Here is a 19707-nt window from a genome sequence, read left to right as displayed (position 1 = left end):
TCGTGGCATGAGTAACCCCGAGAACTTCACCCGTGCCGACGGTCGCGCCGTCGACCAGCTCAGGACCGTGCGCATCACCCGCGGTTTCACCACCAACCCCGCCGGCAGCGTGCTCGTCGAGTTCGGCGACACCCGCGTGATGTGCACCGCCAGCGTCTCCGAGGGCGTGCCCCGTTTCAAGCGCGACTCCGGCGAGGGCTGGCTGACCGCCGAGTACGCGATGCTGCCCTCCGCCACCGCCGAGCGCATGCAGCGCGAGTCGGTGAAGGGCAAGGTCAAGGGCCGGACGCAGGAGATCTCCCGGCTGGTGGGCCGCTCGCTGCGCGCCGCGGTCGACCTGCGCGCCCTGGGGGAGAACACCGTGAACATCGACTGCGACGTCCTGCAGGCCGACGGCGGTACCCGTACCGCCTCGATCACCGGTGCCTACGTGGCGCTGGCGGACGCCCTGGCGGTGCTGCAGAAGCGCGGCGTGGTCCCCGGTGAGCCGCTGCTCGACCCGGTCGCCGCGGTGTCGGTCGGCGTGATCGACGGTGTCGGCTGCCTGGACCTGCCCTACGAGGAGGACAGCCGGGCGGACGTGGACATGAACGTGGTCATGAACGAGGAGGGCCACTTCGTGGAGATCCAGGGCACCGGCGAGAACTCCGAGTTCAGCCGTGACGAGCTCAACGTGCTGCTCGACCTCGCCGAGGGCGGGCTGCGCGACCTGACCGCCCTGCAGCGCAAGGCGCTGGACGCCGAGCTGGGTCAGGCGGTCACCCTGTGAGTGGGGGAGAGCACGTGCAGCCCCTGAAGGTTCTCGTCGCCTCGCGCAACGCCAAGAAGCTCGCCGAGCTGCACCGCGTGCTCGAGGCCGCCGGTGTCGACGGCGTGGAGCTGCTGAGCCTGCGCGACGTCGCCGAGTACCCCGAGACCCCGGAGACCGGTGCGACCTTCGAGGACAATGCCCTGATCAAGGCGCGTGACGGGGTGCGTTACGCCGGCCTGCCGACCGTCGCCGACGACTCGGGCCTGTGCGTCGACGCGCTCAACGGCATGCCCGGGGTGCTCTCGGCGCGTTGGTCGGGTGACCATGACACCGGCGACGGGGACGTGGACGCCGCCAACAACCGGCTGCTGCTCGCGCAGACCGCCGACGTGCCGGACGAGCGCCGCGGCGCCGGTTTCGTCTCCGCCTGCGCCCTGGCGGTCCCGGAGGACATGGCAGGACGCCTCGGCGGCGAGCAGGAGCTCACCGTGCGCGGCGTCTGGCGCGGCAGCCTGCTGCGCGAGCCCCGCGGTGACAACGGCTTCGGCTACGACCCGCTGTTCTCCCCGGACGAGGAGCCGCAGCTGTCCTCCGCACAGCTCGACCCGCGGCGTAAGGACGAACTGTCCCACCGTGGCCGCGCCCTGGCAGAGCTCGTGCCGTTCCTCACGGCGTTGCGCGGCTGAGACGGTAGGGTGGTGGGAGGAAAAACAACTCCCACCGGCACCGCAGAGTCGGTGACCGTCCCGGAAGGACCAGTGAGACCGTGCCCGTGACCGTCGAACCCGCTGACATCGTGGCAGGGACAACGCTTGACCGGGATTGGCTCACCAGCCTGTACAAGGAGTTCCACCGGCGTCCGGAGCTCTCCGGCGCCGAGGAGTGGACCGCAGCGCGTATCAGCGAGGAACTCGGCCGCTTCGCCGACTGGGAGGTCACCACCGGCATCGGCGGGTACGGCATCACCGCCGTGCTGCGCAACGGGGAGGGGCCCACGGTGCTCTTCCGCGCCGACTTCGACGGCCTGCCCGTCGCCGAGACCACCGGCGTGGACTACGCCTCCACCCACTCCCAGTTGGACGCACAGGGCCAGCGCGTGCCCACGATGCACGCCTGCGGGCACGACGCACACACCTCCAGCGCCCTGGGGGCCATGTCGATCATCGACGCCTCGCGCGACAAGTGGTCCGGCACGGTGGTCTTCCTGTTCCAGCCCGCCGAGGAGGCGTCGATCGGCGCGCACGGCATGGTGAACGACGGGCTTCGTTCGATCATCCCGCGCCCCGACGTGTGCCTGGGCCAGCACGTGGTGCCCGGCCCGTCCGGCCAGGTGTACTCCGCGCCGGGGCCGGTGCTGACCAGTTCCACGACGATCGAGATCACCCTGTTCGGACGCGGCGCACACGCCTCGATGCCGCACCGGGCGGTGGATCCGGTGGTGCTGGCCGCCTCGGTGGTGATGAAGCTGCAGACCGTGGTCTCCCGCGAATTGCCTCCGGGCAAGTTCGCGGTGGTCACCGTGGCCTCGGTGGAGGCGGGCAAGGCGAACAACGTGATCCCGGACTCCGCGCGTATCGCGTTGAGCTGCCGGTTCTACGAGGAGTCGGTGCGGACCCGGGCGGTGGACGCGATCAAGAGGATCGTGCGTGCCGAGGCCGCCGCGGCCGGCTGTGAGCGTGAGCCGGAGTTCAAGTTCCTCGGCCTGCTCGCCGCCACGGACAACGACAGCACCGCCTACGCGGTGGTGCGTCCGCACTTCGACAGTTTCTTCGGTGAGCAGTCCCACGAGATGGAGCCGTGGACGGCCTCGGAGGACTTCTCGGTGATCCCGCGGGCGTTCAACGCCCCGTACCTGTTCTGGACGGTGGGGATCACGCCGTTGAAGCAGTGGCGCCGTGCCGAGGCTGCCGACCGGCTGGACATCGACATCCCCTCGAACCACAACCCGGGGTTCCTGCCGGACATCACCACGCTGCCGGTGACCACGCAGGCCGCCGCGCTGGCGGTGCTGGGCTGCCTGACCCACCGGTGGCCGGACGCCCCGGCGGGCTGGTCGCCGGACGCGGGCACGGGGACCGGCGACATCGACGCCGCCGCGGTGCGTCGGGCGAAGGTGGAGACCTCGCAGGCCGACTGAGTGGGGACGGTGTGTGGCCGGGGGACTGTCAGCTGTCGAGGCCGAAGGCCTCCACGACCTCATTGCGGCGACGCTTCTCCAGCACGAAGGAGAGCACCGGGATCACGCCGGCGAGGATCGTGGTGACCCACTTGCTCGGCGCCCACCGTGCCTTGATGCCCAGGTCCAGGCATGTCGCGCAGTAGGCGAGGAAGACCCATCCGTGCACGGCTGCCACGATGAAGAACCAGCCCGGCGCCTCGATGTCCATCGGGGGGAAGATCACGTACTTGAGGAGCATTTCCACACAGAGCACGAGGAGCAGTACACCGGTGATGTAGGCGAGCACGGAGTAGCGCGTCAGTGCGCCCTTGACCCGGCGTTTACGCTCCGGGGTGACCTGGGGTGCGGGGGTGGAGGTGGTCATCGAGGTTCGTGGTCCGTTCCTGCTGTGTCGTCGGTCGTTTCGGTGCTCCCGCGGGCCTGCCGGGCCCGGCGTCGACGGTCGTCGACGAGCGGTGCGTCCTGCGCGGTCGTCGCGCGGGAGGGGAGGAGGTCGCTGGGGATCTCACGCGGCGCGGACTCCGGGGTCTCCTCCGGGATCGCCGGACTGGCGTTGCCCTCCGCGCGGTCGCGCTCGTACTCCATGTACTTGCGGTAGGCGAAGATGAAGAACAGGCCGAAGATCGGCCACTGCAGGGCGTAGCCCAGGTTCTGGTAGGAGCCGTCGCCGCTGGACCAACGCCCCCACTGCCACCAGGCGAGGCAGAGCGTGGCGACCACCGCAAGGGCCAGGAAGACCAGCTGGACGACACGGACCCGCAGCGACTGCGGCTGCCGAGGTCCGGGGGACGTCGAGGTGTTCGCTGATCCGGTGGTGTCGTCTGGCACGGGTTCAAGGGTACCCCTGGCGGTGCTGCTACCATAACCCAGAGCAGCCGGTCCTTTCCGGCTGTGAGGACCACCACGTCGTGGCCCTCACCGCGCCCGTGGCGGAATTGGCAGACGCGCCAGGTTTAGGTCCTGGTGTCCTTGATGGATGTGGGGGTTCAAGTCCCCCCGGGCGCACGGCAGGGTGGGGTTGGGAATGCTCTGAGCAGGGGGGGGGGCGACCTACTTCGCCTTCCAGCTGTTTCCGCAGGACTGGCAGATGGCCATCTTCTGGTTGCTGAACTTTTGTCGCGTAGTGCCCTTGGACTTCTTCCACAACAGGTTGGAAGTGCCGAGTGTTACGAGCGCGGTGGTGGCCCTGGCCGCATTGTTCGTGTTGCCGAGGAATCCGGTGCCCTTGTGGGCGTTCCTGCCGCCGGTCTGGACCATCTGGACGGAAACATTCTCGGAGGTGCACTGGGGACAGTTCATGGTGTGGTACTTCTCTCTGCCGGGGGTTGCGAAGGGGAGCGCGGAGGCCGGGGTTCTTGCTTCAGCTCTGTGGCCGTAGTCGCCGTGGTCACCGTGCCAATCGACCGGCGCGCCATCTCCGTTTCACTTCAAAATGAATCGGACGTCCGGCTGGTTTTCGATATTGGCGCATACCCCCGGGGGTGTTGTGCGGCAATCCTTTGGTTTCCTCATGTAATGTTCTTCATGTGGAGACGTGATGACCTCCATCAACGATGATCAGCGATCATTCCCCTTTCGAGTGACGCACAGGGGGCCGGAATGACGGCCGCCTGTGCGTCACATGCGTGTGTGCGTGTGGGCGCGCCGCCGCGTCCGATCGCGGGGCCCGCAAAAGTGCTGGCAAAGGGGCTGGCCAGGGGGCGTTCTCAGGTGATATACTGCAGCGTCCGGCTCGACCGTCAGGGTGGTGCCATGCGGGGAACCGCGCGGCAGCAAACCACCGGGGGACGGTGGAGCGGGCAATCACAGGGGAACGTCCTTCATGTCACGTCCCGGGAGTCCAGCCGTAGAGCGCTTGCGGCGGCTTCCGACCGGACAGTCGCGTCCATTTCCCTGTAAGTAACTGCTAAGAACCCTGTATCTCAACACTGTCTCAGACACCTGTCGTCGACACATTTTCCGAAAGGAGTGACCATGCCCCGCACTTTCCGCACGCTGATCCACAACCTCACCGGACCGGCCTATGAACCGACCGAGCCCCACCACCCGACAGTTGCCGTCGAGTATGACGCGCTGTTCCAGCTGCCGCAGGGCGTGGAACACCCCTAGCCGCGGGAGCTCCCCGCGCCCCGGATGGTTGCGGTCAGAGCGCGCCGATCCATTCGGCACGGTCGGTCCCGGCCTCGAAGTTCTCCTGGAAGCTCAGCCGGTACTCACCGGGGTCGACGGGGCCGTCGAAGCAGATCGTCCCGTCCTCGCTCTGACCGGGGGCGACCTCGTCGAGCACGTGGACGGTCTCGTCGGAGACCGTCTGGGTGCGCGGATGCTGCTCCGGGTCGTAGAGCTTCCACGCCGCCAGTCCGCGCACGTTGAGCGGCTCGGTCTCGCTGGTGACCGTGAAGTTCACGTCCGCGCAGATCTGGTTCGACGGATCGCGTTCATACTCCCGCAGGTTGTCCACGGTGATGTCGGCCTTGTCGATGCTGATCGTCTCACCGATGCGCGGCAGGTCGGAGTCGATCCCGTCTCCGTCCCCGCTGTCCCCGTTGTCCTCTCCGTCCCCGCTGTCCCCGGCGCTGGCGGTGGACGAGCTTGTGGCACCGTCCCCGTCGTCGTCGCTGTTGTCGTCGTCCCCACCGCCGCAGGCGGCCAGGACGAGGGGTGCGGTGAGGACGAGGGCGGCGATGCTGCGGCGTCTGGTCATGGATCTCTCCTGGTGATCGTGCCGGTGGTTGCGACCGAATCTATAGCAGCTCCTACCGAACCTGCATCGGGATCGCGCTGACCAGCGCAATCGCCGGAAACGATGTTCACCCCGCGAAAACCACGGTCGTTTTCCTTGCGTTCCGGAAACAAGGGCACCCCCACCCAGGTAGCGTCAGTGCGGACCCGAGGGGAGCCCGAATGATCGAATTCTCACGCCGCACGTTCTTCGCCGGCCTCGCCGCGCTCGGGGGCACGGTGCTCTGGTCGTCGCACACCGCGACCGCCGGTACCGCCCAGGATCGTGCGCAGGGAGCACCGGACGCCGACCGACTCGCCGTGGGCCGCGGCATCGCCGACACCACCGGCGAGCCGCTGGGTGCGGGCATGGACGGCTACGCCGTGCAGGAGCAGACGAGCGTCGGCATCCGCCAACGCCTGTACTCCCGCGCCTTCATCTTCGACGACGGCACCAACCGGTTCTGCCACGTCACCGTGGACACCCCGCTGATGTTCCAGTCGGTGTTCCTGGAGGTCCTGCGCCGACTGCGCGCGGACTACGGCGACACCTACACCAGCGACAACGTGGTGGTTACCGCCACGCACACCCACGTCGCCCCCGGCGGACGGTCCGGCCACGCCATGGTCGACCTGGTCTCCCTGGGTTTTCGTCCGGTGACCTTCGAGGCACAGGTGGCGGGCATCGTGCGCTCGGTGCGCCGGGCACACGGCGACGTCGCCCCGGCCGAACTCACCCTCGTGCGCGGCCAGCTCGACGGTGTGGGGGAGAACCGCTCGAAGCAGGCCTTCGACCGCAACCCGCAGCAGGACAAGGAGGCCAACCCGGACGGGGTGGACCGCACCTCGGTGACCCTGCACGTCGCGCGCGCCGGCATCCCGGTGGGGCTGATCAACTGGTACTCGGTGCACGCCACGAGTTTCAGCCCGGAGATCCGCCACATCTCCGGCGACAACAAGGGCTTCGCCGCCTACAGCGTGGAGGACGCCGCGGGCGTGGACCACCGCGACGAGTCCGGGTTGGCGGCAGCGCCGTTCGTCGCGGCGTTCGCGCAGGGCGCGCCCGGGGACGTGACCCCGAACCACGGCCTGGTGCCGGAGTCCGGGCCCGGTGGCGCCGGGGTGCAGGGGCAGAAACGTTCGGTGGAGATCCTCGGCACCCGGCAGGCAGACGCCGCGCTGGACACCACGGGCCGCTTCGCCGGCATCCCCGGTGGGCTCGAGGGACGCACCCGGTGGGTGGACATGGACGCCGTCGACGTCGACGGGCGGTGGACGCCCGACGGACACCCGGGACGCACCGGCCCGGCGGTGCTCGGCGCGGCGTTCGCGGCGTCCAGCCAGGAGGACGGCGGCGGCCTCGACGTCGACATCGGGCTCGACGAGGCCGAACGCGGCGGGGCGCCGTGGGTGCGCCAGCTCAACGAGCTCGCCCCGGTCCCCGAGGACGTACGTGCCGTGCACGCCCCGAAGGACATGCTGCTGCCGATGGGCTACATCGACGGCATGATCCAGCAACGCCACATCTTCGGCGTGTGGCGTCTCGGCGGGCTGGTGCTGGTCTACCTCGGTTTCGAACCGACGGTGACCGCCGGGCTGCGCATCCGACGCACCGTCGCCGAGGCGATGGGGGTGCCGCAGGACAACGTGGTCGTTCAGGGCTACTCGTGCGGTTACGGCCACTACGTCACCACACCCGAGGAGTACCTGCAGCAGGACTACGAGGGCGGCGCGACCGCGTTCGGACGCCTGCAGCTGCCGGCGGTGCAACAGGTCGTGGACGCGCTGGCGACGGCGCTCGCGGCGGGGGAGGACGTGGCGTCCGGTGTCCCGGCCGGGGACCTGACCGGGGTGATACCGGACAGCCCGGCGGCCGTGGCGCTGCCGGACACCGCCGCGCCGGGCCGCGCCTTCGGTGACGTCCTGTCCGGCGGTGGGGACGTGTCCCTCGGGCAGACCGCCACGGTGCGTTTCGTGGGGGCGAACCCGAACAACGACCTGCGCCTGGAGGACGGCTACCTGCAGGTCGTGCGCGGCGGACCGGAAGGGATGGTCGTCGCGCACGACTCCTCCTGGTCGACGTTGCTGACCTTCGACAGGAGTGTCACCGAGACCACCACCACCGTGGAGTGGGACACCACCGGCGCCGAACGCGGCGAGCACCGGGTCGTCCTGCGCGGGGACTGGCGCGACGCCCGCGGCACCGTTCGGCCCTTCGAGGGCTCGGCGACGGTGCGCGTCGTGTAGTTACGTCAGAGCACGTCGCGTGCGATGCGGGCGACGTGCCCGGTGGCCTTCACGTTGTACTTGGCCATGCCGATCGTGCCGTCGGTGTTGACGAGGAACGTCGAGCGGATCACGCCCTGGACGATCTTGCCGTAGTTCTTCTTCTCACCGAAGGCGCCGTAGGCCGTCAGCGCGGTTTTCTCCGGGTCGGCGAGGAGCGGGAAGGTCAGCTCGTGGTCCTCGCGGAACTTCGTGAGCTTCTCCACGGTGTCCGGGGAGATGCCCAGGACGTCGATGCCGGCGTCGTTGAGTTCGGTGAGCGAGTCGCGGAAGTCGCAGGCCTCGGTGGTGCAGCCCGGGGTGTTCGCCCGCGGGTAGAAGTAGACGATGACCTGGCGTCCGCGGTAGTCGGAGAGGCTGACCTGGTTGCCGCGGTCGTCGGTGAGGGTGAAGTCCGGGGCGGCGTCGCCGACCTCCAGGACGGTGCGGGCGGGGGCTTCGGAGGGGTTCTCGGGAGTACTCATGGCATCCGAGTGTACGGCGGACGGCGCGGCTACGGCAGGGCCGCTGCACGGGTCGCTACGGCGACATCGGAGGGTTCTTCTGCACCGCACGCACCGGAGAACGTACAATTCAGGAACAATCTCTAAAAACCGTCATTCACGACCAGCAATGCAGGAGACTTCAGTGGCCCGCACCATCGACTCTATCCAGAGCGACATCGAACGCACCCGTGACCAGCTCGCGAGGACACTGGACGAGCTCAGCGTCCGCGCGGCTCCGAAGAACCTGGCGGACGAGGCGAAGACCCAGGCGTCGAACATCCTCGCCCAGCCGAAGGTCCAGCTCATCATCGGCGGCGTCGTGGCCGGGGTGGGCCTGGTCGTGGCCCTGACCGTGGTGGGCAAGCGCAACGAGAAGAAGCAGATCAAGGAAATCCAGCGCCTGCTGGCCGACGCCCGGTCCTGATTCTCATCCCCGCACCGCGCGACCCCCGCGAACCCCGCGAACCTCACGGGCCCCGGCGGATCTCCGGCACCAGGCGTGCCGTCGAGATCGCCGGGGTCTGCGCATGTGCGCTCGGCCTCGGGGCGCTGTGCACCCACCTGGGTGTGCCGGCGTCCTGGATCTTCGCCTTCCTGGTGTCCTTCGGCGTCTACGCGATCGTCTCCGACCGTCAGACGACGCCACCGACGCGGCTGATGCAGCCGGCGCAGGTCGTGATCGCCATGGTGTGCGTGGCGCCGCTGGTCGAGCTCGACGGTTCCACCGTGCTCGGCTACGTGGTTCCGACGCTCCTGGCGCTGACGATCACTCTGGCGGTGTGCGCGGCGGCGGCGTTCCTGCTGCACCGCTCCGGTGCCGCGAGTGCGGTGAGTTCGCTGCTCGCCACGCTGGCCGGCGGGGCGAGCGGGATGACGGTGCTCGCCGCGGAGCTGAAGGAGGACGTGCGTTTCGTCGTCCTCACGCAGTACCTGCGGTTGTCGCTGGTGGTGCTCACCCTGCCGGCATTCGTGCAGCTCTTCGCCGCCGGCTCGGCGGGCGGCGCGGGCGGTACGGCGGGGCAGGACGCCGCGGCGTCCGACACGGCGCCGTGGTGGTCCCCGGAGCTGCGTCCGGTCGTCGGCGCGTTGGTGATCTGGGCGATCGTGTGGCTGCTGGTGCGGCTCACCCGCCGGGTGGTGAAGGTGCCCGTGCCCTACCTGCTGGTGTCGATGCTGCTGACCTGGGTCGCCGGCGTGGCGGGGATCTCCGAGCAGTGGCTGCGGCCCGAGGGCCTGGTCCTGCTGTTCGCCTACGCGGTGATCGGGGTACAGGCCGGCGGCACGCTCACCAAGTCGGCGCTGCGCCAGTTCAGCCACAGCCTGCCGTTGATCCTCGCGGCGGTGGCGTCGATGATCCTCGGTGCCATCGTCGCCGCCCTGGTGATCGCCCAGGTCAGCGACGTCCCGATGCTGGACGCCTACCTGGCGACCGTGCCCGGGGGGATCTACGCTGTGCTCGCCTTCGCCCACGAGTCGGGGTCGGAGCCGATCGTCACGGTGGTGCAGGTGATGCGCACGCTGGCGATGCTCGTGATCGGTGCGTACCTGCCCACGGTCATCGGCTGGTGGGGCCGGCGGCACCGGAGCTGACCTGACCGGGTCTGACCTGAACTGGCGCGCCGCGATGGTAGTTTCAGGCCATGGGCTTCATCTGGAACTTCCTCGTCCGTGCCGTCGGCACCGCCCTGGGACTGTGGGTCGTGACCTACTTCGTCACCGGGGTCACCGTGACCGCCCCGTCGCAGCCGCTGGTCGGCGACGGGTCGAACGACCGGCTGTGGGTCTTCCTCGGCTGCGCGGCGGTGATCCTGCTGCTCAACATGACGGTGCGTCCGGTGCTGCGGCTGCTGGGCCTGCCGCTGACGATCCTCACCCTGGGGCTGTTCGCCCTGGTGATCAACGCCGGCGTCTTCCTCCTCGCCGAGATCCTGGCCCAGGCGGTCGGCCTGGGGCTCAACATCGACTCCTTCAGCGCGGCGTTCTGGGGCGCGATCATCATGGCGCTGGTCAGCTGGGTGCTCGGGCCCATCACCGGGATGCTGTCCGCCCGGCGCTGACTGTCTAGCTGCCGCGTTGCAGCGTCCGGGAGTCGCCGACCGTCGACCACCCGATCGCCGCGGCGACCAGCAGCACCCCGCTGAGTCCAAAGGCCCAGCCGAACCCGGCGGCGTCCACGACCATCCCGGCGAGCAGTGGGCCGAGGACCCCTCCGAGGTCCTGGAACATGGAGTAGCCGGCCACCGTCGACCCGCCGCGCTTCGTGCCCACGATGTCGGCGAGCACGGCCTGCTGCCCCGGGTTGACCAGCGCGGACCCTGCCCCGGCGACGAACATCGCCGCACAGGCCGGCGCGATGCCGGGGGAGAAGGGGAAGGCCACGTAGCCGACGGCGGTGACCAGCATGCCGAGCACCAGCATCGGTTTGCGTCCGACGGTGTCGCTCCAGCGTCCCGACGGCAGGATCAGCACCGCGTTTCCCGCCGCGTAGGCGGCCAACGCCCAGGCGGCGACGGCGGCGTCGCCGTGGAAGGCGGCGGCGACGAACAGGGGCACGATCGACACGCGCACACCGAAGGACGTCCACCCGAAGGCGAACACGGAGCCCAGCAGCACCCGGTACTGCGGGATCCCCAGCGACTCGGCGAAGGTCAGCGGAGTACGGGGACTGTCGTCGGCGTGCACACCGGCCAGCGTGGAGCCGCGCAACGCGACCCACACCACCGTCGCGGCGACGACGAGCATGCCGAAATAGAAGACGAACGGGGCGCGCAGTCCGAACCCGGCGACGAGGGCGCCGAACACCGGGCCCATGAGGTTGCCGAGCAGGAAGCCGGCGGCGTTGATGCTGGACACCCGCCCACGGGCGTCCACCGGGCTGACCTTGATCAGCAGGGCCGTCGCTGCGACGGTGAACATGATCGAGCCCAGGCCGCCGAGCCCGCGCAGGATGAGCAGCTGGGTGTAGTTCGCCGCCAGGGCGCAGGCGCCGGTGGACGCGGCGACGACGAGGATCCCGAGCGTGTAGGTGCGCCGCTCGCCGAGACGTACGACGACGCGCCCCGCCAGCGGTGCGCCGATGAGCCGCATGAGCGCGAAGGCACTGACGATGCCGGACGCCGCGGCGTTCGAGACGCCGAACGCGTGCGCGTACTGGGGGATCGCGGGGGCGACGACGCCGTACCCGAGGGCGACGGCGAAGGCGCCTGCGACGAGTGCCCACACCTCGACGGGCAGCGGCGTGCGGTTTCTTCTGTTGACCATGACTGGGCACTGATACTACGAGGTGGTGCGGCGGCGTGCTCGGGTGCCTCCCGGGTTGCGGCGGTGCCCGAGGGGCCAAGATCGAGCGTGGGATGTCTGAACACCCGTGTTCAACGATCCCACGCTCGATCTTTGCCCCTGTCTCCGTCGGGGACGGGTACCAAGTTGGACCTGGGAGCGTTGAGTCGGCCAACTCAGAGCTCCCAGGTCCAACTTGGTACCCCACCGGCCGTTCGTCGCCGACTGTGGGGGAGGGGCAGCGCGGGAATTGGGCGCGGCATGACGAAACCCCAGGTAGACTCTGGTCGGTGACCGTGTCTACCTGGGGTAGGTGGTGCGTCATCAGGGACTTGAACCCCGAACCCGCTGATTAAGAGTCAGCTGCTCTGCCAATTGAGCTAATGACGCATGTACTTCGGAGCGGATGTCCCGTCCTCGGCAACGAGGAAAACTATAGCTCCACGCCGATTCTCTGGCAAATCTGCAGGTAGGGCGGCGAAACGGTGTCGGCGGGGCGCTGGCGTGCAGTTGGTGGCCAGGTGAGGGCCGGGACCGCGGGTGCGTAGGGCAGAAGGATGCACCCGCGCTGGCTGTTCGCCGAGAGTCTTCCGCGGGTCTTCCGAGAGTTCCCCGGGAGGTGTCCGGAGGGTCGCCGAGAGGTCGGTGAGGCTGGGTAACGATTAGGACACAATCTTGCCGCGGCGGCGGTTTTCGTTACTTTCGCAGCACAGTGCAGACGTAAGATGACCTTCTAGACGCGGCCCGACCCTCACCTCGCCGGGCGCGGACGGGCTTCCGTGCTTCATCCGCGCCGCAGCCGTCGAAGACGACTTCACCACGACATTTCATCACCCCGGGGAGAGCTTCCGCCGGGGCGGAAAGAGACTGTAGACACCATGCACTTCCGATTCGGCCGTACGGGCCGAGTTATTCGCACCGTCGTGGCGGCGACCGCCGCCACCGCGCTGCTGACCACCGCAGCCTGCACCATCGACGGTGATGACGACACCGACACCGACCAGGTCGCTCAGAGCGGGACGTCCGACGACGAGGACGACGCCGTCGAACTCACCGCCAACGTCGAGGACGAGGACACCGGCGTCAAGGTCGATGAACCCGTCACCGTGCAGGACGACGAGGGCATCGACTCCGTCACCCTGACCGACGGCTACGGCAACGAGGTCGAGGGGTCCTTCAACGAGGACGAGACGGAGTGGACCTCGGACGGCAAGCTGGAGTACTCCAGCACCTACTCGCTCGAGGCGAAGGCCGGCGACGAGAACCTGTCGACGTCCTTCACGACCTTCAGCCCGGATCTGCTGACCAACGCCTCGCTCGCCCCGCTGGACGGGTCGACGGTCGGCGTGGGCCAGTCCATCGCGCTGCGATTCGACGAGGCCCCGGGTGACCGTCAGGCGGTCGAGGACGCGATCTCGATCCAGACGGAGCCGAAGGTGGAGGGCGCGTTCTACTGGATCACCTCCAACGAGGTGCGCTGGCGCCCGGAGGAGTACTGGCAGGCCGGCACCGAGGTCACGGTGGACGCAGACCTGGTGGGCAAGGACCTCGGCGGCATGTACGGCGAGGTCGACCGCGAGGCGTCCTTCACCATCGGTGACGACGTGCGCGCCGTGGCCGACAACGACACGAAGATGGTCACGGTGACCCGCAACGGCGAGGTCGTCAAGACGATGCCGACGTCGATGGGCATGCCCGGTCACGAGACCCCTGAGGGGATCTACCAGATCGGTGACCAGTTCGAGTCGTTGACGATGGACTCGCAGACCTTCGGTCTGGCGCTGGACGCCGGCGGTTACGTCACCGACGTGCAGTACGCCACGCAGATGTCCTACTCGGGCATCTACTTCCACGCGGCCCCCTGGTCGGTCTACGCCCAGGGCAACACGAACACCTCCCACGGCTGCCTGAACCTCTCGGTCGAGGATGCGCAGTGGGTGTACGAGAACCTCAAGCGCGGCGACATCACCGAGGTGCGGGGCACCGGCGGCGGCACGCTCGAGGGGTACGACGGCCTGGGTGACTGGAACATCCCCTGGTCGACCTGGTCCGCCGGCAACGCCGACGAGTAGGACGCAGGAGGTAGGACGCACCGCGGTGCGTCCTACAGGGGCGGCTGCCCGGTGGGGAAGCGGTAGAACTGGTGGCTGCGGAACATCAGGGGGGACGGTGCGGCGACGTCGGCGCAGGCGGGGGCCTCGCCCTGGCCGTCCGCACCGCGGATCACGTCGGTGACCTCCGCGGCGATCAGCGTCGCCTCGCCCAGCCGGATGGTGTCGACGGTGCGCGCGCGCATCACCGCCAGTGCGTCCTTCAGCATCGGTTCGCCGTGCGGGGCGGTGGACCAGCGCTGGTCCACGGTGAAGCGGCGGCCGTCGTAGCGGGAGAACTCGTAGGCGAGGTCGGCCTGCTCCTCGCTGAGGAAGTGGATCAGGTAGGAGTCGGCGGTGAGGATCGCCCCGGCGCTGCCGTCGCGCTTGGCCAGGGAGAACGCCACGGCCAGCGGGTCGACGGACAGGGAGGCGAGGCTGGAGACGGTCAGGCCCACGTCCTGCCCGTCGACGTGCGCGGTGACCAGCGCGACACCGGTGGGGTGGCGTCGGAACGCCGTGCGGAAACGGGCGGCGACGGAGTCGGGCTCAGGTGAGGACATGGTGACCAACCTACCGGTCTGGGACGGGGCGGGGACGGAGTGGGGACGGGGCTGGAAGCGCGTCAGGCCATGAACTTCTTCATGTCCGCCAGCACCCGGTCGGCGGCGACGACGGAGGCGTTGATGAACCACGGGTCCACGTCGACCTCGAAGGCGTGCCCGTCCTGCACCGCGGGCAGGCGCCGCCAGGAGTCGCTGTCGAGGATGTCGGTGGTGCCGCCGGGGAAGCTGTAGAACAGCCAGTCGGCGTCGAGGTCGCCGGCGTTCTCCTGGGCCAGCGGCCGGCTGGCGTTGTCGTCGAAGCGCTGGTTCTCCGGGCGGGTCAGTCCGGCGTCCTCGGCGACGATGCTGGCCAGCGCGAGGGTGCCGAAGTACATGTACTGGTCGCCCTTGGCGCGGGTCAGCGAGATCGTGTCGCTGGTGCCGCGCTGCTCGCCCCACTCCTGCGCCCGCGCCTCGTAGTCGCGCAGCAGTTCGTCGGCCTTGTCGCGGTAGCCGAGGGCGTCGCCGACGATGCCGAGGTCGGTCTTGAACCACTCGGAGCCGCCGTTGGTCTGCACCACGGTGCCGATGGAGGCGAGCTGGTCGTTGAGCTCCTGCGGGTTGCGCTTGTTCGACAGGATGAGGTCGGGCTTCAGTGTGGCGACCATCTCGAGGTCGGGGTCCATGCGCTCACCGACGATCTCGATGGAGTCCAGGTCGAAGTCGTCGTCGAAGACGTCGCGGATGTACTGGGGGATTCCGCGGCTGTCCGTGGCGTCCGACACCGCGACGGCGAGGCCGACGGGCAGCACGCCCATGGCCAGGCAGTGGTCCAGGTGTCCGGTCGACAGGGCGACCACGCGCGAGGGGTGCTCGCCGGACGTTCCCTGCGCCGCGCCGGACGCTGCGGCGTCGCCTCCGTCCCCGCCGGAACCGCCGTCGGACGAGGCGCAGGCGGCGGCGAAGGACGCCATGGCAAGGGTCACGGCGCCGCCGAGGAAGGCACGGCGGGGGAGGGTGCGGGAGGACGTCAGAATCTGGGGCATGAGCAGTAGGCTACGCTCGCCTAAGTACCTGTAGGAACGGTATTAGCTGGTGTTTTCACTGAGAAGTACCGTGTACCGCGCGCACTACAGGGCACTACCCGTCGAACAGTGCGGTTCCCCAGTCGGCGCCGTCGTCGCCCAACCCCGGCGGGCAGGCGAAGATCGCCTTGGACTCGTAACGCACGTACTCGTTCATCTTGTCCTTGTGCGCCAGCGCCATCTGCACCGGCGTGAAGTCCACCGACGGACGTGCCACGTAGGCGATGAAGAACAGGCCGCTGGACAGGTGGCCGAAGGAGTCCGAGCCCTCGATGAAGTTGTAGGCCCGGCGCAGCATGCGCGCCCCGTCGTTGTTGTCGGGGTGGGCGAGGAACACGTGCGAGTCGTGGGGGATCGCCGGGCCACCGGTGCCCAGGTACAGGTCGAAGGGTACGTCGTCGAACTCGTCGGTGGTGCCCAGCGGTGCCCCGGAGCCCTTGTAGCGGGCGAAGGTGTGCTGCTGGTCGTCGAGGATCTGCCGGTCCCAGACCTCCAGCAGCATGCGGATACGCCGCACGCACATGTACGACCCGCCGTCCATCCAGGAGCCCTTGCCGGGCTCCGCCGGGCACCACACGTGGGTGTCCAGGTCGTCGGTCTCGTCGGCCAGGATGTTGCGGGTGCCGTCCTTGAACCCGAAGAGGTTGCGCGGTGTGGTCTCGTCCACGGTGGTCTTCGACGCCCGCCCGTAGCCGAGCTGCGACCAGCGGACCTCCACCACGCCGGAGCCGGCTCGGGTGAGGTTGCGTACGGCGTGCACGGCGACCTGCGGATCGTCGGCGCAGGCCTGGATCACGATGTCGCCGTCGCACAGTTCCTCGACGAGCTGGTCGCCGGGGAACTTCGGCAGGGCGGTGAGTTCGTCCGGCCGCCGGTCGGACAGGCCGAAGCGGTCGTCGAACAGCGAGGGGCCGAAGCCGATCGTCACGGTGAGGTTCGCCGCGGTCAGGCCGAGCGCCTCGCCGGTGTCGGACGGCACGGTCACGCCGGAGGGGTCGTCGGAGGGGGTGTCCGCCGAGGTGTCGCTCAGCGCCCCGCCCTCGGTGGTCTCCAGGCCTTCTGCCATACGCTCGGCCATCGCCGTCCACTCGCTCAGGAGGTCGCGCAGGTCCTCGCGGTCGGTGGTGACCACGTCGAAGGCGACGATGTGCAGGTGCTCCTGCTGCGCGGTGGTGATCCCGGCCTGGTGGACGTCGCGGAAGGGCACGGTGTGCTCACCGCCGCTGCCGCCGGCACTGCCGGCACTGCCGTCGGTCGAGCAGGAGCTCAACGCCAGGCCTCCCGCGCCGGCGGCACCCACGCCGGCCGCGCCGAGACCGAGGCCGGTCAGGAACGTCCGGCGGGAGAACGGGTGTGACGACCGGGATCCACTCACTGCGAGATGACCTCGGCGACCTTGGAGACCTGCTCGGTCAGCCGGTCGATGCCGGCGGAGAGCTCCTTGCGGTCCTTCTCGTTGACGGTGTCGTAGGAGACGAACCCGTCGCCCTCGCGGAAGGCGTCGAGCTGGGCCTGGACCTTGTCGACGTTGTCGTTGATCTCGGCGAGAAGGTCGGCGTCGCGGTCGTCGATGGCGTTCTCCAACGAGGCGATGGCGGCCTTCGAGCCGTCCAGGTTGGCCTGGAAGTCCCACAGGTCGGTGTGCGAGAAGATGTCCTCCTCGCCGGTGATCTTCGAGGTGGAGATCTCGTCCAGCAGGCCCTGGGCGCCGGTGGCGATCTGCACGGGCTGCACGGAGAAGTCGGACGCGGCGACGCCGTCGACGAGCTCGGCGATGTCGTCGACCAGCTGCTGGGCGTCCTGCTTGGTCTTGTCGGTGATCTTGCCGTCCTCCCAGAGCTGCTTCTCGATGGCGTGGAAACCGGTCCACTCCTGGCCGTCCTCCAGGTCCGCCTCGCGCAGGTCGATGCGCGGGTCGAGGTCGTCGGGGAAGGACTCGGCGATCGGCTCGATGCGCTCGTAGTAGGTGCGCGTCGGGGCGAAGAGCTCCTTGGCGGTGTCGACGTCGTCGTCCTCGATGGCCTGGGCGAAGGTGTCCACCGACTCCTGCAGTGCGGTGGTCTGCGAGCGGACGTAGCGCAGGTAGCCGTCCACCGCGGCGGTGAGCTGGTCGTCGCCCTCGGCCTGGGACACCGCGTCGCCGGTGACCTCGAAGTCGTGGGAGACGCCCTCGCCGACCATGCCGGGCTTGCAGGTCACCTGGTAGGTGCCGGCCTCGGGGATCTCGACGTGCAGGGTACGCGCGGCGCCGGGGCCGATGTTCTCCACCTCGCCGAGCACCCGGCCGCCGTCGGTGTAGACGTAGAACTCGGTGATCTTCGACCCGTCGTTGGCGATGTCGAAGGCGTTGTTGCCGGTGGTGCCCTCGTAGGAGTCGACGTCGCAGGAGTCGTCGGTGGCGGTGACGGTGTACGCCGTGGCGGAGTCGTCCTTGTCCGCGCAGGCCACCATCGACAGGGGCAGCGCCAGGACGACGGGGACGGCGAGGGAGGCACGGGTGATCCGGGAGATCTTCATGAGACGGTGGCTTTCTGTGCGGAGGAGTCGGAGTCCGTCCGGGAGCGGGCGGGCCAGAAGAACGCGGGAAGTGCGATGAGCAGGAAGAGCAGCCAGCCGGTGAACGCCAGCACCGTGGGTTGGGGCACGATGTTGAACATGCCCTCCAGCAGCGAGGCGTACCAGGTGCCCGGGGTGAGCACACCGGAGATGTCGAAGGCGTGGTTCGACAGGCCCGGCAGGACGTTGGCCTCCTGCAGGTCGGTGATGCCGTAGCGCAGGATGCCGGCGGCCACGACGATCAGCAGTGCGCCGGTGACCTGGAAGAACACGCCGAGGTTGATGCGCAGGACGCCGAAGTACATCAGCACCCCCAGGACCACGGACACCCCGACGCCGGTCATCAGGCCGGCGAAGGGGACGCCGAAGGCGCGGGTGAAGGACTCGAAGACCAGCAACGCGGTCTCCAGGCCCTCGCGCGCGACGGCGACGAAGGCCACCGTGGCCACCGCCAGTGGCCCGACGGCGACCGCCCTGCCCATGCGGCCCTCGAGTTCGGCGGCGATGTCCCTGCTGGCGCCCTTCATCCAGACCACCAGTGCCACGGTGATCAGCGAGGCGATGCCGCCGATGAGTTCCTGGCCGACGGTGGTCAACGTCTTGGAGCCGAAGTTGATGACGAGGAAGATGCCGACGGTGAAGGCGAGGGCGGCGATGATGCCGGCCCACAACCAGGGGAACGAGCGGCGTTGCCCGGTCTTGTTCAGGTAGGCGGCGAGGATGATCACCACCATGGTGGCTTCCAGGCCTTCGCGCAGCCCGATCAGTGCGTTCGTGTAGAACATTGACGCGGATTTCTTGGGGGTCCGGTGGAGAGCTGTGAGCGGCTATGAGCGGGGCTGTCACCGCATTAACTTGGGTGAGGCTCACCATGCTCGCCGGACCCGATTCTGATGATAGGCCTGGTGCGGAAGGCTTGGGAAGTAATTTCTGCGCGTAGGGGCTATCTGGGGGTGGAGGCCTGTGACCGGTAGGTTCAGGCCTTGTCGCGCGGACGGTACAGCGTGGGGGAGAGACTGAAGGCGATGATCGTCGCGGTGACCGCGCCGGCGGCCATGATGCCGGCGAGCACCACGATCTGGAAGCGTCCTGCGTCCACGGGGCTCACGCCGCCGAAGATCGCGCCGACGAACGCGCCGGGCAGGGTGACCAGTCCGGTGGTCTTCGTCTGGTCGGTGGCGGGGATCAGGGCCTCCCGGATGGAGAAGCGGGCGATCTCCACGGTGGCCTGACGCGGGGTGGCGCCGAGGGCGAGCCAGGCCTCGACCTCGTCCCAGCGTTCCTCGGTGGCCTGGGCCAGACGCCGTCCGGCCAGCGTGGCGGTGGACATGGCCCCGCCGATGATGATCCCGCCGATGGCCAGGGCGTAGCGGGCGGAGAGTTCGATCGCGCCGGTGAGGAACACCACGGTGAGCACCACGCCCACCCCGGCGGCCATCGCCCCGGTGACCACGAGGAAACGGTACGGCGTCCAGCCGATGCGGTGGGTGCTGGTCGTGGCGGCGACGAAGAACATGACGACCAGGGCCAACCCCACCCACCGGGGGTCGGTGATGACCCCGGAGAGCACCACGCTGATCAGGGCCAGCTGGACCGTGCCGCGGCCCACGGCCACGGCGGTGCTCCAGCGGTGGCCCACCCCGGCCAGGGAGAGCACCGCCACGGCGACGGCCACCAGCACGGCCACGCCGAGCAGGCTGTGCCAGATCTCCGGGGTGAAGGTCATCGGG

Annotated in this window: 21 protein-coding genes and 2 tRNA genes; 10 read left to right on the top strand and 13 right to left on the bottom strand. The window is 69.0% G+C overall.

Annotated elements, in window-relative coordinates; translation table 11 throughout:
* Nucleotides 1-7: 7 nt before the first annotated feature.
* The 3 genes from rph to ACT3S3_RS06055 all read left to right on the top strand — a co-directional run bounded on the left by rph (nt 8) and on the right by ACT3S3_RS06055 (nt 2888).
* Nucleotides 8-769 carry a ribonuclease PH gene (rph, locus tag ACT3S3_RS06065; protein WP_301442459.1) on the top strand — a complete coding sequence of 254 codons (762 nt, stop codon included), beginning with the start codon at nt 8-10 and terminating at the stop codon, nt 767-769.
* A 23-nt stretch (nt 770-792) separates the two neighbouring features.
* The gene (locus ACT3S3_RS06060; RefSeq protein WP_301442473.1) at nt 793-1437 is read left to right on the top strand and encodes a non-canonical purine NTP pyrophosphatase; all 645 of its coding nucleotides are present in this window, start codon (nt 793-795) and stop codon (nt 1435-1437) included.
* Nucleotides 1438-1517: 80 nt separating this feature from the next.
* Entirely contained in the window at nt 1518-2888 is a 1371-nt protein-coding gene (locus ACT3S3_RS06055; protein ID WP_441579482.1) for an amidohydrolase, read from the top strand.
* Nucleotides 2889-2916: 28 nt separating this feature from the next.
* On the opposite strand, the gene ACT3S3_RS06050 is transcribed toward ACT3S3_RS06055, so the two are convergent.
* Both ACT3S3_RS06050 and ACT3S3_RS06045 read right to left on the bottom strand, forming a co-directional pair.
* Nucleotides 2917-3294, bottom strand: a complete 378-nt coding sequence (locus ACT3S3_RS06050; protein ID WP_301442458.1) for a DUF3817 domain-containing protein — start codon at nt 3292-3294, stop codon at nt 2917-2919.
* The gene (locus ACT3S3_RS06045; RefSeq protein ID WP_441579481.1) at nt 3291-3758 is read right to left on the bottom strand and encodes a hypothetical protein; all 468 of its coding nucleotides are present in this window, start codon (nt 3756-3758) and stop codon (nt 3291-3293) included. The genes ACT3S3_RS06050 and ACT3S3_RS06045 overlap by 4 nt, the downstream gene beginning before the upstream one ends.
* A 92-nt stretch (nt 3759-3850) precedes the next feature.
* Between ACT3S3_RS06045 and ACT3S3_RS06040 the strand changes: the two genes are divergently transcribed.
* Nucleotides 3851-3935: transfer RNA gene (locus ACT3S3_RS06040), tRNA-Leu, on the top strand.
* 45 nt (nt 3936-3980) lie between these two features.
* Here ACT3S3_RS06040 and ACT3S3_RS06035 read toward each other — a convergent pair.
* A complete protein-coding gene (locus ACT3S3_RS06035; protein ID WP_441579480.1) occupies nt 3981-4229 on the bottom strand; it encodes a hypothetical protein in 249 nt (82 codons plus the stop codon).
* A 675-nt stretch (nt 4230-4904) separates the two neighbouring features.
* Here ACT3S3_RS06035 and ACT3S3_RS06030 point away from each other — a divergent pair.
* Entirely contained in the window at nt 4905-5039 is a 135-nt protein-coding gene (locus ACT3S3_RS06030) for a hypothetical protein (RefSeq protein WP_301443303.1), read from the top strand.
* A gap of 34 nt (nt 5040-5073) precedes the next feature.
* Here ACT3S3_RS06030 and ACT3S3_RS06025 read toward each other — a convergent pair whose 3' ends face one another.
* Nucleotides 5074-5634 carry a DUF4352 domain-containing protein gene (locus tag ACT3S3_RS06025; RefSeq protein WP_301443304.1) on the bottom strand — a complete coding sequence of 187 codons (561 nt, stop codon included), beginning with the start codon at nt 5632-5634 and terminating at the stop codon, nt 5074-5076.
* 200 nt (nt 5635-5834) lie between these two features.
* On the opposite strand from ACT3S3_RS06025, the gene ACT3S3_RS06020 reads away from it, so the two are divergent.
* Nucleotides 5835-7898 (top strand): neutral/alkaline non-lysosomal ceramidase N-terminal domain-containing protein, encoded by a 2064-nt coding sequence (locus ACT3S3_RS06020; RefSeq protein WP_441579479.1) that lies wholly within the window; start codon nt 5835-5837, stop codon nt 7896-7898.
* 5 nt (nt 7899-7903) lie between these two features.
* Here ACT3S3_RS06020 and bcp read toward each other — a convergent pair whose 3' ends face one another.
* On the bottom strand, nt 7904-8401 hold the full coding sequence (gene bcp / locus ACT3S3_RS06015) for a thioredoxin-dependent thiol peroxidase (RefSeq protein ID WP_301443306.1): 498 nt from the start codon (nt 8399-8401) through the stop codon (nt 7904-7906).
* A gap of 163 nt (nt 8402-8564) precedes the next feature.
* Here bcp and ACT3S3_RS06010 point away from each other — a divergent pair, with 163 nt between their 5' ends.
* The 3 genes from ACT3S3_RS06010 to ACT3S3_RS06000 all read left to right on the top strand — a co-directional run bounded on the left by ACT3S3_RS06010 (nt 8565) and on the right by ACT3S3_RS06000 (nt 10479).
* The gene (locus ACT3S3_RS06010; protein ID WP_301443307.1) at nt 8565-8846 is read left to right on the top strand and encodes a DUF3618 domain-containing protein; all 282 of its coding nucleotides are present in this window, start codon (nt 8565-8567) and stop codon (nt 8844-8846) included.
* A gap of 143 nt (nt 8847-8989) precedes the next feature.
* Nucleotides 8990-10012, top strand: coding sequence for an AbrB family transcriptional regulator (locus ACT3S3_RS06005; RefSeq protein WP_301443308.1), 1023 nt, complete (start codon nt 8990-8992; stop codon nt 10010-10012).
* A 50-nt stretch (nt 10013-10062) separates the two neighbouring features.
* Complete coding sequence (locus ACT3S3_RS06000) at nt 10063-10479, top strand: phage holin family protein (RefSeq protein WP_301443309.1); 417 nt, start codon at nt 10063-10065, stop codon at nt 10477-10479.
* 4 nt (nt 10480-10483) lie between these two features.
* Here ACT3S3_RS06000 and ACT3S3_RS05995 read toward each other — a convergent pair whose 3' ends face one another.
* A complete protein-coding gene (locus tag ACT3S3_RS05995) occupies nt 10484-11683 on the bottom strand; it encodes an MFS transporter (RefSeq protein ID WP_301443310.1) in 1200 nt (399 codons plus the stop codon).
* Between the two features lie 332 nt (nt 11684-12015).
* Nucleotides 12016-12091 (bottom strand) — tRNA-Lys (locus ACT3S3_RS05990).
* Between the two features lie 488 nt (nt 12092-12579).
* Here ACT3S3_RS05990 and ACT3S3_RS05985 point away from each other — a divergent pair.
* The gene (locus ACT3S3_RS05985; RefSeq protein ID WP_441579463.1) at nt 12580-13773 is read left to right on the top strand and encodes a L,D-transpeptidase; all 1194 of its coding nucleotides are present in this window, start codon (nt 12580-12582) and stop codon (nt 13771-13773) included.
* A gap of 32 nt (nt 13774-13805) precedes the next feature.
* Here the strand turns inward: ACT3S3_RS05985 and ACT3S3_RS05980 are convergent, their stop codons facing one another.
* From ACT3S3_RS05980 to ACT3S3_RS05955, 6 genes are all read right to left on the bottom strand, one after another.
* A complete protein-coding gene (locus ACT3S3_RS05980) occupies nt 13806-14354 on the bottom strand; it encodes a flavin reductase family protein (RefSeq protein WP_441582279.1) in 549 nt (182 codons plus the stop codon).
* Nucleotides 14355-14416: 62 nt separating this feature from the next.
* Entirely contained in the window at nt 14417-15382 is a 966-nt protein-coding gene (locus ACT3S3_RS05975) for an ABC transporter substrate-binding protein (protein ID WP_301442377.1), read from the bottom strand.
* A gap of 94 nt (nt 15383-15476) precedes the next feature.
* Nucleotides 15477-16796, bottom strand: a complete 1320-nt coding sequence (gene efeB / locus ACT3S3_RS05970; RefSeq protein ID WP_301442378.1) for an iron uptake transporter deferrochelatase/peroxidase subunit — start codon at nt 16794-16796, stop codon at nt 15477-15479.
* Complete coding sequence (gene efeO, locus ACT3S3_RS05965; RefSeq protein ID WP_301442379.1) at nt 16793-17938, bottom strand: iron uptake system protein EfeO; 1146 nt, start codon at nt 17936-17938, stop codon at nt 16793-16795. Before efeO ends, efeB begins: the two co-directional genes overlap by 4 nt.
* Entirely contained in the window at nt 17935-18762 is an 828-nt protein-coding gene (efeU, locus tag ACT3S3_RS05960) for an iron uptake transporter permease EfeU (RefSeq protein WP_301442380.1), read from the bottom strand. The genes efeO and efeU overlap by 4 nt, the downstream gene beginning before the upstream one ends.
* Nucleotides 18763-18953: 191 nt before the next feature.
* A complete protein-coding gene (locus tag ACT3S3_RS05955) occupies nt 18954-19703 on the bottom strand; it encodes an ABC transporter permease (protein WP_301442381.1) in 750 nt (249 codons plus the stop codon).
* Between the last annotated feature and the right edge of the window lie 4 nt (nt 19704-19707).

It is taken from the genome of Corynebacterium sp. AOP40-4SA-5 (genome assembly GCF_052377355.1).
Classification (GTDB): Bacteria; Actinomycetota; Actinomycetes; order Mycobacteriales; family Mycobacteriaceae; genus Corynebacterium.
The sequence above is the reverse complement of the archived record's forward strand: the minus strand, read 5'-3'. Positions and strand labels throughout refer to the sequence as shown.

Bases quoted from the DNA above. Each gene is read 5' to 3' on its own strand.
- rph (WP_301442459.1), top strand. From the start codon at position 8: ATGAGTAACCCCGAGAACTTCACCCGTGCCGACGGTCGCGCCGTCGAC.
- ACT3S3_RS06050 (WP_301442458.1), bottom strand. From the start codon at position 3,294: ATGACCACCTCCACCCCCGCACCCCAGGTCACCCCGGAGCGTAAACGC.
- ACT3S3_RS06035 (WP_441579480.1), bottom strand. From the start codon at position 4,229: ATGAACTGTCCCCAGTGCACCTCCGAGAATGTTTCCGTCCAGATGGTC.
- ACT3S3_RS06030 (WP_301443303.1), top strand. From the start codon at position 4,905: ATGCCCCGCACTTTCCGCACGCTGATCCACAACCTCACCGGACCGGCC.
- ACT3S3_RS06025 (WP_301443304.1), bottom strand. From the start codon at position 5,634: ATGACCAGACGCCGCAGCATCGCCGCCCTCGTCCTCACCGCACCCCTC.
- ACT3S3_RS06020 (WP_441579479.1), top strand. From the start codon at position 5,835: ATGATCGAATTCTCACGCCGCACGTTCTTCGCCGGCCTCGCCGCGCTC.
- bcp (WP_301443306.1), bottom strand. From the start codon at position 8,401: ATGAGTACTCCCGAGAACCCCTCCGAAGCCCCCGCCCGCACCGTCCTG.
- ACT3S3_RS06000 (WP_301443309.1), top strand. From the start codon at position 10,063: ATGGGCTTCATCTGGAACTTCCTCGTCCGTGCCGTCGGCACCGCCCTG.
- ACT3S3_RS05995 (WP_301443310.1), bottom strand. From the start codon at position 11,683: ATGGTCAACAGAAGAAACCGCACGCCGCTGCCCGTCGAGGTGTGGGCA.
- ACT3S3_RS05985 (WP_441579463.1), top strand. From the start codon at position 12,580: ATGCACTTCCGATTCGGCCGTACGGGCCGAGTTATTCGCACCGTCGTG.
- ACT3S3_RS05980 (WP_441582279.1), bottom strand. From the start codon at position 14,354: ATGTCCTCACCTGAGCCCGACTCCGTCGCCGCCCGTTTCCGCACGGCG.
- ACT3S3_RS05975 (WP_301442377.1), bottom strand. From the start codon at position 15,382: ATGCCCCAGATTCTGACGTCCTCCCGCACCCTCCCCCGCCGTGCCTTC.
- efeO (WP_301442379.1), bottom strand. From the start codon at position 17,938: ATGAAGATCTCCCGGATCACCCGTGCCTCCCTCGCCGTCCCCGTCGTC.
- efeU (WP_301442380.1), bottom strand. From the start codon at position 18,762: ATGTTCTACACGAACGCACTGATCGGGCTGCGCGAAGGCCTGGAAGCC.
- ACT3S3_RS05955 (WP_301442381.1), bottom strand. From the start codon at position 19,703: ATGACCTTCACCCCGGAGATCTGGCACAGCCTGCTCGGCGTGGCCGTG.